Below are 16,790 nucleotides of genomic sequence, written 5' to 3'. Positions count from 1 at the left end.
GGAGGACTCCAGAATGATAAAGGGATTTAAAGAAATGTTTCAAAAACATAGAGTGCCACCTCAATCTAATACGAATTATTTAACAGTGGGTAAAATATTACCTGAGAATTTAATGAATATTTCAAATAAGAGTCCTTGGCTACTAGGGGCAATTTCTTTAAGTTGTATGAAATGTATTGATTTACTTCCGAAAATATCAGAGATAGCAAATTCATACAAAGGAGAGTTTGTATTAGTAACTGATGGATCTATTGAAGATATTGAAGAGATAAAAGATTACTTTGGGTTTGCATTTAATATAATCTCCTATGGTGATGAATTGATTGATGAAGGTGGCTTTCAGGAAACGCCAAGTTTTTGTCTAATAGATGAAAATAACAGGATAACTGCTATGAGAGTAATTGATGATATAGAAAATGCAGTTGAATTTCTTTCTATCCTAGAAGGTGAGTCAAATTAATATTCTATCGTCGTGTATCGACTTGAGTTTAGCATTTATATTTTTTGCATCTTTCTACATGAAAAGTTATTCTATCCATGGTTTAAAATGTGATTTAATTTTATATAATATTTTACCATTAAAATCCATACTATTTTTTAGTTATATGGTACTAATTTTAGAATTTTGTATTTTTATCATGTTTGTATTAAATATATATTATCCATATAAGGAATTAGGTACTATTGCTTTAATGATCGGTTTTATATTGTTAATTCTCAGAAAAAAATATTTATATAAGTTAGAGAAAACAAGTTGTAGCTGTTTTGGTAAGATGCAGTTTATGAATAGGTCTCCAATTGTAAGGAATTCAATCATCGTAATATTATTAATAATAAAGGTGTTGTTACCTTTCTCTTTTCGAACATTAGAAATAAGTTTATTCTTAGGGCTACTTATTGTATATACTGTGCTATTGTACAATCTCATATCTTTAAAAAATAATGATAGGGAAAGATTAAACTATGGCTATAAATCTGATGTTAGTAATTAGTGGTTTAATAGCATGTATACTTATTGTTTATGCACATTATTATAACAAACGGCTACATGTGCAAGAAAAATCTGAAATAGATAATTTAATTGATAGTTTGCACATACCCGAGATGGAGGAATATCATATTCTTTTTTTGAGCTATGATAATTATTACTTTAAGAATATCGATAAACTTCTAGAAATAATTGATGAAAAATATGTTGTTATATTAACAGCACCGATTTGGCTATACAAAAGAAAAGTTAAGCACTGGAGAAATCATATGGTAAGCGATAGTACAGATGTGAAAAGCAGTATAGGTTATTTTAAAAAGTATGAATATGTACATTATCAGAAAGATAGTAAAAAATTATCCAAAAATGATAGCGCTTACTTTTCGATAGTTTGTATGAATAAGGAGAGAAAAGTATGAAGAATAATATTTCATGTCAAATTTTAATAGCAGAAAATATAATGTTTGATCCAAAGGAAAAAAAGCATACTGCTTATAATATCCTAAATAAAATTACTGTTCCTATACTTCCGGCTTCTGTTATTACATCAGTTTTATTCAAATTTCAATTTTCTGAAGAAGATGGATTGGAGGAAATTAATAACAAAATCCTTGTATATAATTCTAACGAGGAAATTGTTTATAGTGGTCAACTACCAAAATTAAAAAATCTTCGAGATAGCAGAATGACTCCTGGTATTGATGGCGTAATAGAAATAAGATTTCCAGTTATGGAGAGTGGCAAATACGAATATGTGGTCTATAGCAATAATCAAAAGATTTTTACATATCCACTTTTTATTGATGTTATTCAAATAGAAGAGAAGGACATGGAATTATATAAAAAATAGATTGTAATAATATGTGTAATGTAAAAATTGATTACAAGGAAAAATACATTTAGTAGTTTTATAATTCAGTAGTTTGCAGAAAATAACAAACTTAATTATGAAAGGAGGTGAAAAAGATGGCGCCATGTCAATACCTTTTCGAGTTTTGTGCTGGTGATTGTGGTAATGGAAGACAATTAAAATGGAAAAAGTATGTGTGTGATGATGGAAATAAAGATGTTCAAGTAGGATGTTGTTAATGGTTATTTCCATAGATTGTAACGGGAAGTGCAAATTAAACATTAATTATAAGGGAAAATATACTTAGTATTTTTATAGTTTGTTATTTTACAGAAAATAACAAACTTAATTATGAAAGGAGGTGAAAAAGATGGCGCCATGTCAATACCTTTTCGAGTTTTGTGCTGGTGATTGTGGTAATGGAAAACAGTTAAAGTGGAAAAAGTATGCGTGTGATAATGGAAATAAAGATGTTTATGTAGGATGTTGTTAATAGTTTACTTCCATAGATTTTACTGGTAAGTGTAATGTAAACAGTCATTATAAGGAAAAATACATTTAGTAATTTTATAATTCAGTAGTTTGCAGAAAATGAAAAACTAAATTTTGAAAGGAGGTGAAAAAGATGGCACCATGTCAATATCTTTTCGAGTTTTGTGCTGGTGATTGTGGTAATGGAAGACAGTTAAAGTGGAAAAAGTATGTGTGTGATGATGGAAATAAAGATGTTTATGTAGGATGTTGCTAATTATTTACTTCCCTATCAATTTTTATTGATAGGGAAGTAGTTTTATTTGAACTACTCACCACTTAACGTCCTAACGGACTGTTTGAAGTGGGAGATTCCTGCGAACACCGATGTATCCATCAGTTATCTTAGCAGGCTCTACCCGCAGTCCCTACGGTGAGAACATAAGTATCTTGTACGCTAACTCAACACACTACCTACTTTAGCTTGGTTTTCGCAATTTTGAGAAGCGTGGGGCGATAGAACGTTGAAGATTTTACGGTTGCAACGTTTTTCTGCAACCAACCTCATATCTTCAGTTTTCGAAGAGCAATCTGTACAAGTAAATGATAGCAAATATGTTGGCTTATGCCAACCGACATTCATCTCCCACCTAAAATTGGTGTTTCACACCTTCACATTTTTGAGGAAGGAGTTTTCTGTCGGAAAACGATAAATAATATTAACCATTATACACCAAATAAATGATATAGCTAGCACATAAAGATTTGAAATACGGGGGAATTAAAATGTTTCTAAAAACCTACAAAAAATTTTCAAGAATAGTTTTCATTTGTAAAGAGATAGTGAAAATAATTTATAAAATTGCCCCTCTATATTTATTCACTATAGTATCTTTTACAATCTTCGCAGGGATTTCCCCAGTAATTTACATTTATATTTCGCAAAATTTAATTAACTCCATAGTTAATAGTATTCAAGGTGAAAGATTCCCTATAGAACCATTTGTATATTTAGGTATACAACTCATGTATTTTTTTCTTGAAAAAACTATATTTCATTTTGAAAAGATATATAATTATCGCATGTTACAGCAAGTTGAATATTACTTTAATAATATCAACTTTGAAAAGATAATTAAGCTATCCTTAATTTTCTTTGATGATTCTGAGAATTATAATACATTGATGAAATCCACTTTACATATGGGAAAACGGAGTTGTGAACTGATTAGAAATTTATTACAAGTTGTACAGTCTAGCGTAACAATTATAGGTTTTTTGATATCACTACTTTATTTCCATTGGATTCTCGTTTTATGTATGTTAGGAATTATAATATTATTAATTGCAGTAAATACAAACGTAGCCAAAAAAAGTTATAACCAATTTCTTCAGCAAATCCAAAAAATACGGAAATTAGAGTACCTAGAACGATTATTTAAAACAAAAGAAGTGCAAAAGGAAATCAAAATTTTCAATCATGGTACATACCTTATAAAAGAATGGAAAAAGCTTTATTGGGAATGTGCAAACGAGCAGTATAAACTTGAAAAAAAATCAAATTATAGGCTGTATGGATCGACAGTATTTCAACTTACTTGTAATACTTTATTTATTGGTATGCTTATTTTTTACGTTATATATAAAAAAATTAACATCGGGCAATTTGTTGCTTTAACACAAATGTTTAATACATCAGTAGGTGTTACAAATCAATTAGTAACAGGTGTTAGCGGTGTCTATAGTGAGTCCCTTTTTATATCAGAGTATTTTAAGTTCAAAGAAAAGAATTTTGAAATGCAAAGTAAAAAATATAATATAGATCAAAATTCTAATGTATATAAAGATATTAAAATTAGTGTAAACAATATTTCTTTCAAGTATCCTCATCAAGACTTTTATGTAATTAATGATATTTCTTTTGAAATTAAACCAGGGAGTAAAGTGGCTGTAGTTGGAAGAAATGGTGCTGGAAAAAGTACATTAATTAAATGTTTAACTGGACTATACGATGTTTCAGAGGGGGAAGTTTTATATAATGATATGCCAGTTACCAATGAAGCAAGATTAAAAACAGTTAGTGCAATATTTCAAGATTTCCATAAATATGAAATGTCTTTCTTAGAAAACATTTCTTTTACTAATATACAAAATACAAAACTAAATAAATTGCAAGAAGTTACTCATTTATCAAATGCTAACTCTATATTACAAAAACATAAAATAGAATACGATTCTTTAATTGGATCAACTTTATATGGAAAAGAACTTTCGGGAGGAGAGTGGCAAAAAATAGCATTAAGTAGGGCTATGTATAAAGAGAGCGAGATTATTATTATGGATGAACCTACTGCAGCTTTAGATCCTCTTAGTGAAGCAAAAGTTATTGATAAATTTTATGAAATATCTGAAGGGAAAACTGCAATTTTTGTCACGCATCGCTTAGGAAGTTGTGTAAATGCTGATTTAGTCTTAGTACTAAAAGATGGAAAACTTATTGAAAAAGGGACACATAATGAATTATTAAATTTAAAAGGTGAATATGCAGAACTATTTAATACTCAAGCTAAGTGGTATAAGAATGAACTCGTACTTCAAGAAAATTAGTTAAGAATTATTAAATAAAAATAATGCATTCCTAATTATTTCAATGAGTAATTTTTGACAAAAGGAATAGACAATGTAGGTTCTCTTTTAGGATTTCCTTATCCATCCGCTGAGGGTTTCGCTCGGCATTGGATCAACTCCTTATTCCCCTTTTCAAGGGAATAGACAAAAACCACTCAATATAAACCATTTGATAAGACAAATTAAACTAAAAAACCAGTTCCTTAACGTATTGGGAACTGGTTAATTTGTGTCCAAATTCAGTTTTAATTACAGATTGCTCTATTCATAAAGAATTTATAATAGTTCTTAAAATTTCTTATAACTAAATATAAAACTGAAATACCTTGTGTTTGAAATATGGTCTACTAGTAAAAAATAAGAGGACCTAAAATAGAGAACAGGCCCTTTTACAAAAATGCATAAGAGGAAAACAATGTCTACTAATATAGTATCAATGAAGGTGACTTAATTCTAGGTGCTAGATATTGAGAAATAAATATTAAAAATGTTGTTTGGGTAGCGTATAAAAATAGCATAAAGAAAGTGAAGGATGGAAATCAGAATATGAGTAGTGATACCAGATATAAATCGGGTTTCATCATTTTGATTGATTTTATAATGGCACAATTTGTAGGTACAATTGCTAGCGAAGACAGGCTGGTATGATATTCAGGGACACCAACAGCAAGCAATCCAACAACTTCTAGTGTATTGGGAACTAATTGAATTTTCACTTACATTGATAATCATTTTTCTTATATATAATGTATAATTAATGAAAGATCCAAAGTTATCGACTAAATTATCAAGAAATTCATTCGTATGGATTTTAGTTGGGATTATATTAGTATTTGTTACGCAGATGGTTAGTAGTTTGCTAGATAAGAGTTTATTTCAGTTAACTACACCATCAGCACATACGTCTAGTACAGTTTCTGCTGCAGCAATATTCCCTGTGGCACTTATTTCAATTATTCTTCTTGCACCTTTAGTAGAAGAATTTATTTTTCGTTATGCGGCCATAAATATCTTAACTCGAAGGTTTAAACAAACCTGGGGTATACTAATAAGCTCATTTTTCTTTTCTATTATACATTTTGACTTTCCATTTATATTTGGATATTTTCTAATTGGGCTTGTACTTGCTGTAGTATATGTGCGTACTAATAAGTTACTAGTATCATTTGTTGTTCATACTAGTATGAACTTAATTGTTGTTATACTCCAGATTTCTTGATGAAAATGCAGTGGATTCGCCAACTTACTAGTGGTTTGTTTTTTTGTTTATGAATTTTAAAATTATGGTAGTCTTAATAAGACTTCATTTGAAAATGTGGGTTCAAGTTGCTGTATTGACTGAATTACACAAAAAAACCAATTCTATTACACGGGAATTGGTTTTTTTGGTGTGTGTTTTGTTAGCATAATTATTGACAGCCTAAAGGAGAGTTGTTTCTTTGTAGTTTAGTATAATGTAAAGAGATAATAAAGTTATTGAATTTTGTTATGAAATATATAAGATTTGCACATTTTATTGTACTAAGGCTCTTTAAAGTTGTTTAATTTCTATCCATTTAGTTGTATTTGCACTCAAAAATTCATAATAAAGTTATTTAATCCTTATTGAACTAAAGCACCTGTTAGTTGAAGAATAACAAAATGAACTGACAGGAAACAGATATGGAAATTGGGTTGAAAAAGATATCGATTGTATTTACTTGCTTGATTTGCAAACCGAATTGCTCCTAATTAGCCAGTCTTTGATTAGTTCTTGTACTATTTTACGTTTTTCTATTTGAAGCATATGACCAGCACCATCTAAAATGGAAAACGTAGCATTCGGAAATTTTTCTAGAAGAAAAAAGTGATCTTTATAACCACAGATTGAATCTTGTTTCCCTAGAATGATGAGTACAGGTTGTGTAAGTGTACCTACATCATTAAGCGGTTCTTCAGAAAGAAAATACCCTTTTTCTCTCCAATTTGACATTAAAAAATTTTTATTAGCTAATAATCGTCCAGGTTGGATTTCGTTTAAAAAGTAATTAAGGTTCTCTTTATTTTGATAATTCATTAATGTTTCAAAAGCTATTCTTATATCAGAATCCAATTCTGTTAATAAATCTTCATCTTTTGTAATAACTATTTTTTTAGGAAGATTCCTATCTTTCAAATGAAGTGAAGTAGCCAGCAAACAAATGCTCTTTATATTTTTATGCCTATGGTGCAAAACACCTTGTGCCAAATATCCTCCATATGAAAAACCGATAAGGGAAAATGCTTGGTTAGGAATTGTCATATCAATAAAGTTCAAAATATTTAAAAGCATATCATCTGAAGAGTTGAAATTTTCGTCAATTAAACTTCGACCGTGAGCAGGTAAATCTATATATATCCTCTGAAAACCCTGAATCTTATCAAATATTGGCTCTATCCAAGTTTTCATAGATTTATGGTCTGTACCCATTGAATGCATTATTAATATCGGAAAGCCATTACCTATGATTTCATAATAAATACTACCCTTTGCAACTAAGCAATTCATTAGAATTTTTCTCCCTATTCATATCAATTTTATCCAACCTATTTTATGTCTACCTATTAGGATATAGTTCTGTACTAAGTTGAAAATACCTTTTGACCACTTGATAGAAAGATTTTCAAATAACTTTATTATTTTTTTAATGACTATGTTGTGAATTAAACAACTTTATTGTCATTCTGCATATAACTTAAATGAAAAGAAAGTTCAAAATAAAATGATAAATATTTACAAATTTTTAAAATACCAATCAAAAATGTGAGGATATGGTTTATAATGGTGGTGAAACACTCTCCTATGTTTCTAGTGATTGTATTTTTTATCTGTTTTTGGTGCGAAATCTGTTGATGGATTTTGCACTTTTTTATTTATTGTTTAATAGGTTTAATTTAATTATTTGAAAGGGGGAAATTAGTGTGATTGGGAATAAAGAAAATGAAATTAAAGAATACCTTATACAAGAAGGTTATGAGATTAAAGAATATTTAAGAAAAAATGGAGATTGGTACTATTTTAAAGTACATACTTTTTGGTCTGGAAAACATTTAGTAAAAGTAAAAGATGGAGTATTTGGTTTTAGAATAGAAAAAGCGTAAATCACATAATAAAAATACTGTAACTAGCAAAATTAAAGTTTACTTTCATTTCTTTCATCTTTAACCCAATTAGTTCTATAAGGGGTCTTGCAAACAAAACGCGAATTTCGTACGCTAAGGGATTATTCGGTGTCTTTTTTTAACATATCGATTAATACATTAAATTATAAAGATAATTTGTTATACTTCCGTGTACCCTAGCTGATATAATATATAAGGCAATTATTGGTTAATTAATAGCACACATATATTAGGGAGGTACATAATTCATGGAGCTAATAATTTCTTCATTTGTATTAGTGGTAATATTCTTTATTCTTTCGATAGTTTTAAGTGGTAAAGGTCAGCGAATAGCAAAAGAAGTTTTAAAAGAGCTTATTAATGGTCCTGAGGGGAAAATGTTGGTAGGTTTTTTTGGATCTGCAGCAGTTACAGGAGTAATTTTTGTCATTTGGCTTCTATTAAATTAAGCATTCCAGTTACTCAGGCTGATACAAGGTGCAAGAAAATTACTGGATAATTAAAGGTACATATATATTAGGAGGTACATAAGCCATGTTAGAGGTAGTTTCGGCATTTTTCTTATTAATTCTCTATTCCATTGTTTATCTCTTTTCAAGTGGAGAAACTAAGCAAATAGCAAAAAAAAATATAAAAGAAATTTTTAATAGTCCTGATGGAGTAATAATATTAATCGTTGCTGCGGCACTTTTAATCGGGGGGATATATTTATCTTTTTATGGTTTCGGTTTATGACTATAAACTAAAATCATATCCAAGTATACGAGACAATGGTTCATCTAGGAAGTATGCGTATTATGGTGGAGAATGGGACACAGGTGGTCTTTTTGGAGGAGCCAAATATGTTAATTGATGAATCGGATAATAAATAATATATAGACCTTATCTTTTCCATAGGAAGATGAGGCTTTTTTATGCATAAAGAAAAGACACCCTAAGGTGCCTTCCTCCAACTTGAACCACTTTAATTTTAATACTATGTATTGGACTCCCATCCAAATATTAATTTTGCCATGTTAAGTTGTTTCGCACATTGATAAATATGGTTCAAATCTATATTCTATTTTTAGCTCGATATAATTTGAGATTATCCCGATGATATTTCCTCTAATAAAATTGTGTGATAGACTGTATGTAACTGTATATTGTGAGGGCGGGAGGTTGCTATCCTTTCTCTGATTCTAGAGAGAAAGGAGGTGACCGAATGGATTCTTTATTTAATTTATTGTATGACGCTGCTAAGGTATTCCTTACAGTATTTGCAACAGCTTATGCGAATGAGCTAGCGAAAAAGATTAGCAGTAAACGAAATAAAAGAACCGCCCCAAATGCCGGCAAGCGAAAGGGCGGTTCTAAACGCAAAAAATAAGTTTAAGCAACCGACCACCTTGCGGTAGCAGTTACTTGAAGAGATGTTAGCGCATCTCTTCTTTTATTATATACACAAGGTATTAATGTAATACTATTACACTAATTATATCAAACGTACATAAAAAATCAATGAGCACGTAATGGATATAATGTACAGAAGAAAAGACATCCTAAGGTGCCTTCCTCCGACTCGAACCACTTTACTTTTAATAATATGCATTTGGACTTTCATCCAAATAATATTTTACAATATTAAGTGATATTGGTGATTGAGAAATATGAATTGAATCTATTGTTTTACTTTTAAGCTCTTTTCGTATTCTTTAGCTTCATCAACATTTTTAAATGTTTTTAAATCGAATATCTTTTCTCCATCAATACATACAACTAATACTCCATCTTGAGCTTGAAGAACACTACCTACATTACCTTTTCCGAGTGAAATACTGAAGGGATTCTCTACATTTAATGATTTCTTTTTAGCAAGATAATCTTTAAATGGCATACCAATGGATAGTTCGTCTTTTAAGCCTTTAATAGTGTTACCAGAAGTAGTTGTTGGTTGTTCCTTTTTTGTAGCCTCTTCTTGCTGTTTGCGTTGCTTTTCAGCCGTCTCTTTTTCTGCATTCTCCTTTTTAAAAGTCCCTTTTTCTTCAGCTTTCTTCGCTTTCTCAGCTTCCTTTTGTGCTTCTTGCTCAGCTTTAGATTCTTTGGAAGTACTTGCTGTCTCGTTAGATGAACATGCTGCTAATCCCATAAATAAAGCGAAACAAGTAAGTGTTGTTAATAGTTTTTTGTCCATAGTATGTATCCCCCAGCGTTTAAAATGTAAGATTTACCTGAACTATCATAACAAATATAATCACAACTATTTTGTCATGTTATGTCGAAATGAAATAAAAAAAACACCCTAGGGTGCCTTTCTCTGACTTGAACTATCCTGTATTAATGCCGTATCGATTAATACATTAAATTATAAAAATAATTTGTTATACTTCCGTGTACCCTAGCTGATATAATGTATAAGGAAATTATTGGTTAATTAATAGTTCATATATATTAGGAGGTACATAAACCATGATAGAGTTAGTTACGGCATTTTTCTTACTAATTATCCATTCCATTGTTTATCTCTTTTCAAGTGGAGAAACTAAGCAAATAGCAAAAAAACATATAAAAGAAATTCTTAATAGTCCTGATGGAATAATAATATTAATCGTTGCTGCGGCACTTTTAATCGGGGGGATATATTTATTATCATTATGATTTCAGATATCTTAGCTTAAAACGTATAAGGAAATTAATAGCACGCATTAGGGAGGTACATAAGTAATGGTATTTATAATAGTGTTATTTTTCATATTTATAATCTCTATTATTCTTTCATTATTTTCAAAAGGTGAAACTCAGCAAGAAGCAAAAGAAGTTGTAAATGACATTATTACCGGTCCTAATGGGAAAACACTCTTAATCATTGCTGTGGTATTTATAATCGGAGGGGTATTTATTGTTGGTAGTATTATAAATAATGACAATGAACCAAATACACATCCAAGTATACGAGACGATCGTGATCCTTTAGGATGTGCTCATTATGGTGGCGAATGGGACACTGGCGGTCTTTTTGGAGAAGCTAAATGTGTTTATAATAAAATTGATGAATCGGATAATAGGTAGTATATAAAGGTCTTATCTTTTTTATAGGAAGATAAGGCTTTTTTATGCATAAAGAAAAGACACCACAAGGTGCCTTTCTCTGACTTGAACCACTTTAATTTTAATAACACCATTTTACAACCACAAATATATCTTTAATCTTTCATATAATATTTTAACATTTTTTTCAGTTAATTGCATGTAACTGGTAAAAAACAGTCTATTTCTTGTAAACTCCTTTTCTCCATACCCACTCAATAGGACCATAACGGAAATATTTACTCCAAATCTTGCTGAATATGATTTGTACAAAAATAATTACAAGCCCAAAGATACATAGTTGCCAGTAATATACGTGTGAGACATCTTTAAAGCACCACGAAAGAATGACAAGCGTAATTATGCTTTGAGTGATGTAATTCGTTAAAGCATACTGGCCAACGTTCATAAAGGGGTGCAGGCATTCTATATATTTTTTATTCTCACAAACTCTCAGTAGAGTACAAATATAGAATATAGCTAGCATTTTCCCTCCAAATAGAATCCATAGTTGTACATCCTGAGAGTAATAGACATCTGTTTTTATAAAGTAGTAGAGAATAGGACAAGAGAGAAGGCATGAGATACATAACGAACTCCACTGTAAAAATCTAATTTTTTTTATTAATTCCGGTACCCTTTTAAAAATCTTTTTCTTACCAGCCCATAACCCTATTAAAAATAAGCCTATATATTCAGGAATTCCTATTAGTAGTTGCTGGAATTCCTGAGTCATTAGAAAGAAAAGACGTGCTTTTACTTGATGAGAATAATGTATAAATAGATTTACAGTGTGATTGGTAGTGTTACCTGTAAACATATATTGATAGTAATTTGGTACTTCAGTAATAGAAGAACTTGCTCGTAAAAATACAATAATATGTAATACATAACTAACCGTTAGGAAACTACAACCAGCTATAAAAATAAGCTTAGTAGATCGCTTATAAAAGAACAATAGAATAAATCCAGCTATAGCATACGCATGTAGAATATCTCCATACCATAGAAAGGTGAAGTGGAGTAAACCGAAGACTAGTAAAATACATAGTCTCCGGGTAAATAGCTTATACATAGGATATCCTTTTGCTTCTGTATTTTTCATAAAGATATAAAATCCTACTCCAAATAAGAATGCGAAAATAGTGTAGAACTTTGCTTGTATAAACAAATCTACTAAAAAACGAATCGTTTTATCTGTACCGGTGTAACCTGCCTGATTAAAGGGATCTAGTCCCGTCATAGTTGGTAGATTCGCAAATAGGATACATAGTATGGCGATACCTCTTATTATGTCTAAAGAATGAATACGGGCGTTTTGTTGCATGTTAATTCTCCTTTCTTACAAAGAAAAACGAGCACTATACTAGCTAGCGCTCGAATTACGTCTTGCAAAGAATCCATCATATGTAGCAGCTGAAACGGCTCCTTCTAGACGTTCAACTTCTTCACCTCTGTTATAAGCTACAACAACTGGAGTACCTGGAATGTCGAACTCTTGAAAGGCACTTTGATTTTCTGGTGTAGAGATATCAATACGATAAATGGTTCTATCATGCTTTTTCGACATACTATTGATGTCTGGCGCAGCCTTTTTACAATAATGACAGGTTGGTTGATAGTAATACGCAATGAATTCTTCATGGGATTGTATTTTTTGCTTTAATTCATCTTTTGAAATATCTTTTATAATCTCAGGTGATACTTTTGCGTCTGCAGCATATACAATTGTTTTTTCTGGTGTTATAGTTTCTGTTTGGACTGATTCATTCTTAGTTAAAGTAAAAATCGCAATACAAGCAACACATAAAGTTGTGATAACGGCTCCGATTTTATAGACTTTTTTCATAGTAAATTCCTCCTTAAAATAAAAAAGGACAAACCTCGCCCGAGTTAACAGGGCGTAAGGTTTGTCCTTCACGCTACGTACAATAGAGTATAAACAATGGAAACAAATTTTCTATCTATATAATACCATAATATTTATATAGAATGCTATAAGAGTTTTAAAAGAAAAACAAAGGAACAACTTAATCGTAAAATTTCATGTACCATATTACATATTAAAAACAATAAACAGCACAACAAGGGGATTCTCTGTGGTGTATCCAACTGATAGGGACATCCAATAAGCATAAAATCATTCAACAAACACATCTCAAAAAGTGTGTGTACTTATGAAGTGTGTCTTAAGTACATTTTGATACCTTTTGAAGTAGTTTAAGCTGCATAGAATATACTATATCTAAAAGTGCACCTTTTGTTGCGTACGTTTTCTTTAAAATGTTGGCCGTACGCCTAATAAAAAAGAATGCACATTAAATGGAAGAAGGTCGTATTTCCTTTCGGCAAGGGTTTAAAGAATTTCTTATAATGATGCTCTGTTTTTGATTCATTATGTTTCTCATGTATGGTGAAAGCCTGTTACAATAGTAAAGAATAACTTGGTTACAAATTGATAATGAAATGGGGAAATATGCTGGATGAAAGCAACCGGAGTAACTAGAAAAGTGGATGAATTAGGGCGTATAGTAATTCCAAAGGAACTTAGAAATACGCTTGGGATTAAAGAAAAATCACCATTAGAGATTTTTGTAGAAGGGGAAGACATCATTTTACAGAAGTATCAGCCTGGTGCTGTTTGTGTATTAACAGGAGAAGTGTCAAATCGTAACATAGCATTAGCAAATGGTAAGATCACATTAAGCCCAGAAGGTGCAGAACTATTAATAAAAGAAATAGAAAAGTATCTTGTAAAATAAGTGCTCCTTTCAAGGGGCTTTTTTAGTAAAGATATTTAAAATTTCACGTACCTTGATATTTAATAAAAAACAAGATACATAATCAATAGTCTACATTGAATCTTATGTTGAACTCATCTGCTAAATGGAGTCCCTTCTCTTTTGTCCAGAATCCTGTAGACGTTTTTTTTAAATTCCCACTCTTTAAAACGATTTGGATATAATTCATTCAACATATGATAAGGACGACTACCCAAAAATTATAGCGCATTTAACATAGCAAATGGACTTGATTTCCATAACTTTATACAAGGAGTTTGGAGTCGATGTTTTAACAACCATTTTTGTGAATATACATCTATTAACTCTTCACGAGACAAGTAAACGGACCTTTGTTTAATACTTAAATTATCATTCCGATTTTTACCACAAATTCTTTTTAATTGTATAGCAGGTGAGAATTTTCTGTACTTATTTCGTTTTAGCTTCCATACTTTATGTATGTAGTGCATTCTTATCAATTTTCCCCATTACTTTAACTCGTAGGGGCATTAACTTTAGAACTCTACTAATGGATAAGCAAGTTAATAATTATACTTGAAAATGGAGTGATACGATGAATAGGACGTATGATGTCATCATTACCGGTGCAAGATGTGCTGGCTCTACCCTTGCAATTTATCTTGCTAAGGCAGGTTTCCATGTGTTGTTAGTGGACCGAGCGAATTTTCCAAGGGACACATTATCAACCCATACCTTTTTCAATAATACTGTCGCTCTTCTTCGAGAAACCGGTGTCCTGGACAAGTTATTGGAAACAAAAGCACCGCCGGTACGGGATATTAAATTTCAATTTGAGGATACCGTGATAGAAGGTCTCATCCCTGAGGTTTACGGAGAGGAAAGTTGTTATTGTATTAGAAGAACTTATCTCGATCATATTCTACTTGAACAAGCCAAATCCCAAATGAATGTAACTGTTTTAGAAGGATTTCGTGTGACGGATGTCATCCGTGATGACGAAACAGTGATAGGCGTGAGAGGTTTAGACGGCGACAACGAGAAACAAGAATTTTTAGCTCGCCTGGTAGTCGGGGCAGACGGCCGATCCTCTATTATTCGCAAGCTGGTAAAAAGTGAACTCAAAATAAGTATTCCGGCAACAGTCGGCATCTATTTCGGGTATTTCTCTGGATTTCGCCACGATAATGTCCCTAAATTTGAAGTATACAAGATAAAAGATAACACAGCCATTCTCTTTCCGACGAATGATGATTTATATGTAATTGTCGGCATTTTCCCATTAGAAAATAAGGAATTGATAGAACGGTTGAAATTAAATCCGGAAAGCTGTCTACGCAATTTCTTTACAGATAACTTTCCGAATACAACAATTGGGGCGCGCTTGAAAAATGCAGAACTAGTAGAACCGGTCAAAGGCATTCTCGGATATGATAATTACTGGTATAAAGGAATGGGAAAAGGATGGGCGTTGGTTGGAGATGCAGTTTGTTTTAAAGATCCTGGCATGGCGCAGGGTATCCATGATGCTATATGTGGAGCACGTATATTATCCAATATTCTATCAAAATATAAGGGACAATCCGATCAATCAAATCAAATGTCTGAAGAATATCAAAAGGCAATAGAAGATGAGTTTATGGTTCGGTTTCACATGGGATGCCAAATTTCGAAGAATGAACGCATATCTGAACAACAGGATGCTGTCAACAAGCTAATCAGTTCCCATCCAGAGGCTATAGAGAAGTTTTTAGGGATTTACAATTATGCAAACGAGCCCGCTGCTTTAGAAAAAGAACTCGCACGAATTATGCAATCGATCTAGCAATGATTTTAGAGATTAAGTAATTTAAGTACAAAAATAATTCACTATGAACCTCCCCCACTTACTCGCTTCCGCTTGAAGTGGGGATTTCTTAGCATCAACAAAGACAAGGTCCCATGAGAAGCGGATTTTCCATCTCCTCTCTGCACCTATGCAGGGACTCCTTTTCTTCATTTGACTAAGCAACTTCTGCACATGCAGAAGGGTGGGACCACACCGTCTACTACTTTTTGCTTACGCAATCCACAAATACTTTCTCTTCGTTTCTTCCGGGATATGACACATCTTTCCGTACAGTTCTTTTACCAAAATGTTGCGGGCACCGTGAATGTCCCAGTGTTCTTCGTAGCCGCACACACAAACGTAGTTACGTGTCCGCACTTTCTTCTTTGGCAACAAGGGCATGTTTGAGAAGTGTATGCTTCGTCTACGAGAAACAATAGAGGTACCTTTAGCAATCTAACCTATTTCGATGCTGGAGCCAGAGTGACTTCGGGTGATGCTACAAAAGCCCTCAATAACCACCGTTTGGTAAATATTGTATCTGCGACCCATTTTTACACGTATCTCGGCTGAACCCCTATAGGGGTAGCTTCAGGAAAATGCAGATGCTTTGTGGGACTGTTTAACTGGATTTATCATTTTAGCCAAGAAGACTCCTTCCTCAAGGAGCGTGAAGGGGCACAGCCCAGTGAGTAGGTGGGAGATGAATTGGCTTCGAACAAGGGATGGCAGGAAGCCATCTTAATTGTTCGACATACAGAAAGTGTTACTCCACTACCTATCGAATGTACGTTTGGTATATAATAGTCATATACCGAAATGGAGGTGAATCAAATAATGATGAATAAAGCCTATAAGTTTCGTATCTATCCAAATCAGGCACAAGCAATTTTAATCAATAAAACGATTGGGTGTTCTCGCTTTGTATTCAATCATTTCCTATCCTTATGGGATCAAGCATACAAAGAGACAGGAAAAGGCTTGACCTATGGTACATGCTCTGCCAAACTACCTGCCATGAAGAAAGAGCTTGTTTGGCTCAAAGAAGTGGATAGT

General features: G+C 32.0%; 22 protein-coding genes and 1 pseudogene. 18 read left to right on the top strand and 5 right to left on the bottom strand.

Going from position 1 to position 16,790, the window contains the following annotated elements; translation table 11 throughout:
• Positions 1-13 precede the first annotated feature (13 nt).
• The 9 genes and pseudogenes from ACUN13_RS26195 to ACUN13_RS26155 all read left to right on the top strand — a co-directional run bounded on the left by ACUN13_RS26195 (position 14) and on the right by ACUN13_RS26155 (position 6,156).
• Positions 14-460 (top strand): TlpA family protein disulfide reductase, encoded by a 447-nt coding sequence (locus tag ACUN13_RS26195; RefSeq protein WP_025690462.1) that lies wholly within the window; start codon positions 14-16, stop codon positions 458-460.
• Positions 447-992, top strand: coding sequence for a MauE/DoxX family redox-associated membrane protein (locus ACUN13_RS26190; protein WP_325761320.1), 546 nt, complete (start codon positions 447-449; stop codon positions 990-992). The genes ACUN13_RS26195 and ACUN13_RS26190 overlap by 14 nt, the downstream gene beginning before the upstream one ends.
• Positions 964-1,407, top strand: a complete 444-nt coding sequence (locus ACUN13_RS26185; RefSeq protein WP_445424020.1) for a hypothetical protein — start codon at positions 964-966, stop codon at positions 1,405-1,407. Before ACUN13_RS26190 ends, ACUN13_RS26185 begins: the two co-directional genes overlap by 29 nt.
• The gene (locus ACUN13_RS26180) at positions 1,404-1,838 is read left to right on the top strand and encodes a hypothetical protein (protein ID WP_016078532.1); all 435 of its coding nucleotides are present in this window, start codon (positions 1,404-1,406) and stop codon (positions 1,836-1,838) included. The genes ACUN13_RS26185 and ACUN13_RS26180 overlap by 4 nt, the downstream gene beginning before the upstream one ends.
• A gap of 116 nt (positions 1,839-1,954) precedes the next feature.
• Positions 1,955-2,077, top strand: a complete 123-nt coding sequence (locus ACUN13_RS26175; protein WP_000035097.1) for a hypothetical protein — start codon at positions 1,955-1,957, stop codon at positions 2,075-2,077.
• A 131-nt stretch (positions 2,078-2,208) separates the two neighbouring features.
• Positions 2,209-2,331 carry a hypothetical protein gene (locus ACUN13_RS26170; RefSeq protein ID WP_000035096.1) on the top strand — a complete coding sequence of 41 codons (123 nt, stop codon included), beginning with the start codon at positions 2,209-2,211 and terminating at the stop codon, positions 2,329-2,331.
• A 132-nt stretch (positions 2,332-2,463) separates the two neighbouring features.
• Positions 2,464-2,586: a hypothetical protein gene (locus ACUN13_RS26165; protein ID WP_000035098.1), complete on the top strand. Its 123-nt coding sequence runs from the start codon at positions 2,464-2,466 to the stop codon at positions 2,584-2,586.
• A gap of 509 nt (positions 2,587-3,095) precedes the next feature.
• The gene (locus ACUN13_RS26160) at positions 3,096-4,916 is read left to right on the top strand and encodes an ABC transporter ATP-binding protein (RefSeq protein ID WP_445424019.1); all 1,821 of its coding nucleotides are present in this window, start codon (positions 3,096-3,098) and stop codon (positions 4,914-4,916) included.
• 567 nt (positions 4,917-5,483) lie between these two features.
• Positions 5,484-6,156 (top strand): annotated as a pseudogene (locus ACUN13_RS26155) (lysostaphin resistance A-like protein).
• 477 nt (positions 6,157-6,633) lie between these two features.
• On the opposite strand, the gene ACUN13_RS26150 reads toward ACUN13_RS26155, so the two are convergent.
• Positions 6,634-7,464 (bottom strand): alpha/beta fold hydrolase, encoded by an 831-nt coding sequence (locus ACUN13_RS26150; RefSeq protein WP_000995736.1) that lies wholly within the window; start codon positions 7,462-7,464, stop codon positions 6,634-6,636.
• 413 nt (positions 7,465-7,877) lie between these two features.
• Here ACUN13_RS26150 and ACUN13_RS26145 point away from each other — a divergent pair, with 413 nt between their 5' ends.
• The 4 genes from ACUN13_RS26145 to ACUN13_RS26130 all read left to right on the top strand — a co-directional run bounded on the left by ACUN13_RS26145 (position 7,878) and on the right by ACUN13_RS26130 (position 9,447).
• A complete protein-coding gene (locus tag ACUN13_RS26145) occupies positions 7,878-8,057 on the top strand; it encodes a hypothetical protein (RefSeq protein ID WP_000579979.1) in 180 nt (59 codons plus the stop codon).
• 269 nt (positions 8,058-8,326) lie between these two features.
• On the top strand, positions 8,327-8,527 hold the full coding sequence (locus tag ACUN13_RS26140; RefSeq protein ID WP_000420168.1) for a hypothetical protein: 201 nt from the start codon (positions 8,327-8,329) through the stop codon (positions 8,525-8,527).
• 85 nt (positions 8,528-8,612) lie between these two features.
• Positions 8,613-8,813 carry a hypothetical protein gene (locus ACUN13_RS26135; RefSeq protein ID WP_002006305.1) on the top strand — a complete coding sequence of 67 codons (201 nt, stop codon included), beginning with the start codon at positions 8,613-8,615 and terminating at the stop codon, positions 8,811-8,813.
• Between the two features lie 469 nt (positions 8,814-9,282).
• Positions 9,283-9,447: a hypothetical protein gene (locus tag ACUN13_RS26130; RefSeq protein WP_000377658.1), complete on the top strand. Its 165-nt coding sequence runs from the start codon at positions 9,283-9,285 to the stop codon at positions 9,445-9,447.
• 291 nt (positions 9,448-9,738) lie between these two features.
• On the opposite strand, the gene ACUN13_RS26125 is transcribed toward ACUN13_RS26130, so the two are convergent.
• Positions 9,739-10,251, bottom strand: coding sequence for a hypothetical protein (locus tag ACUN13_RS26125; RefSeq protein ID WP_409532548.1), 513 nt, complete (start codon positions 10,249-10,251; stop codon positions 9,739-9,741).
• 275 nt (positions 10,252-10,526) lie between these two features.
• On the opposite strand from ACUN13_RS26125, the gene ACUN13_RS26120 reads away from it, so the two are divergent.
• Positions 10,527-10,715, top strand: a complete 189-nt coding sequence (locus ACUN13_RS26120) for a hypothetical protein (protein ID WP_000571720.1) — start codon at positions 10,527-10,529, stop codon at positions 10,713-10,715.
• 66 nt (positions 10,716-10,781) lie between these two features.
• Positions 10,782-11,126 (top strand): hypothetical protein, encoded by a 345-nt coding sequence (locus tag ACUN13_RS26115; protein ID WP_409532549.1) that lies wholly within the window; start codon positions 10,782-10,784, stop codon positions 11,124-11,126.
• A 199-nt stretch (positions 11,127-11,325) separates the two neighbouring features.
• Here the strand turns inward: ACUN13_RS26115 and ACUN13_RS26110 are convergent, their stop codons facing one another.
• Positions 11,326-12,471 (bottom strand): DUF418 domain-containing protein, encoded by a 1,146-nt coding sequence (locus ACUN13_RS26110; RefSeq protein WP_409532550.1) that lies wholly within the window; start codon positions 12,469-12,471, stop codon positions 11,326-11,328.
• Positions 12,472-12,510: 39 nt separating this feature from the next.
• Positions 12,511-12,993 (bottom strand): thioredoxin family protein, encoded by a 483-nt coding sequence (locus tag ACUN13_RS26105; protein ID WP_000758638.1) that lies wholly within the window; start codon positions 12,991-12,993, stop codon positions 12,511-12,513.
• A 634-nt stretch (positions 12,994-13,627) separates the two neighbouring features.
• On the opposite strand from ACUN13_RS26105, the gene ACUN13_RS26100 reads away from it, so the two are divergent.
• The gene (locus ACUN13_RS26100; RefSeq protein WP_000648341.1) at positions 13,628-13,906 is read left to right on the top strand and encodes an AbrB/MazE/SpoVT family DNA-binding domain-containing protein; all 279 of its coding nucleotides are present in this window, start codon (positions 13,628-13,630) and stop codon (positions 13,904-13,906) included.
• Between the two features lie 595 nt (positions 13,907-14,501).
• A complete protein-coding gene (locus ACUN13_RS26095) occupies positions 14,502-15,731 on the top strand; it encodes an NAD(P)/FAD-dependent oxidoreductase (RefSeq protein WP_044585206.1) in 1,230 nt (409 codons plus the stop codon).
• A 302-nt stretch (positions 15,732-16,033) separates the two neighbouring features.
• Here the strand turns inward: ACUN13_RS26095 and ACUN13_RS26090 are convergent, their stop codons facing one another.
• On the bottom strand, positions 16,034-16,171 hold the full coding sequence (locus ACUN13_RS26090) for a zinc ribbon domain-containing protein (protein WP_198284614.1): 138 nt from the start codon (positions 16,169-16,171) through the stop codon (positions 16,034-16,036).
• Between the two features lie 400 nt (positions 16,172-16,571).
• On the opposite strand from ACUN13_RS26090, the gene ACUN13_RS26085 reads away from it, so the two are divergent.
• Positions 16,572-16,790: helix-turn-helix domain-containing protein (locus tag ACUN13_RS26085; RefSeq protein WP_242281307.1), on the top strand; the 219-nt coding region annotated here is incomplete at its 3' end.

Source organism: Bacillus cereus group sp. Bce041 (genome assembly GCF_052646455.1).
The sequence above is the reverse complement of the archived record's forward strand: the minus strand, read 5'-3'. Positions and strand labels throughout refer to the sequence as shown.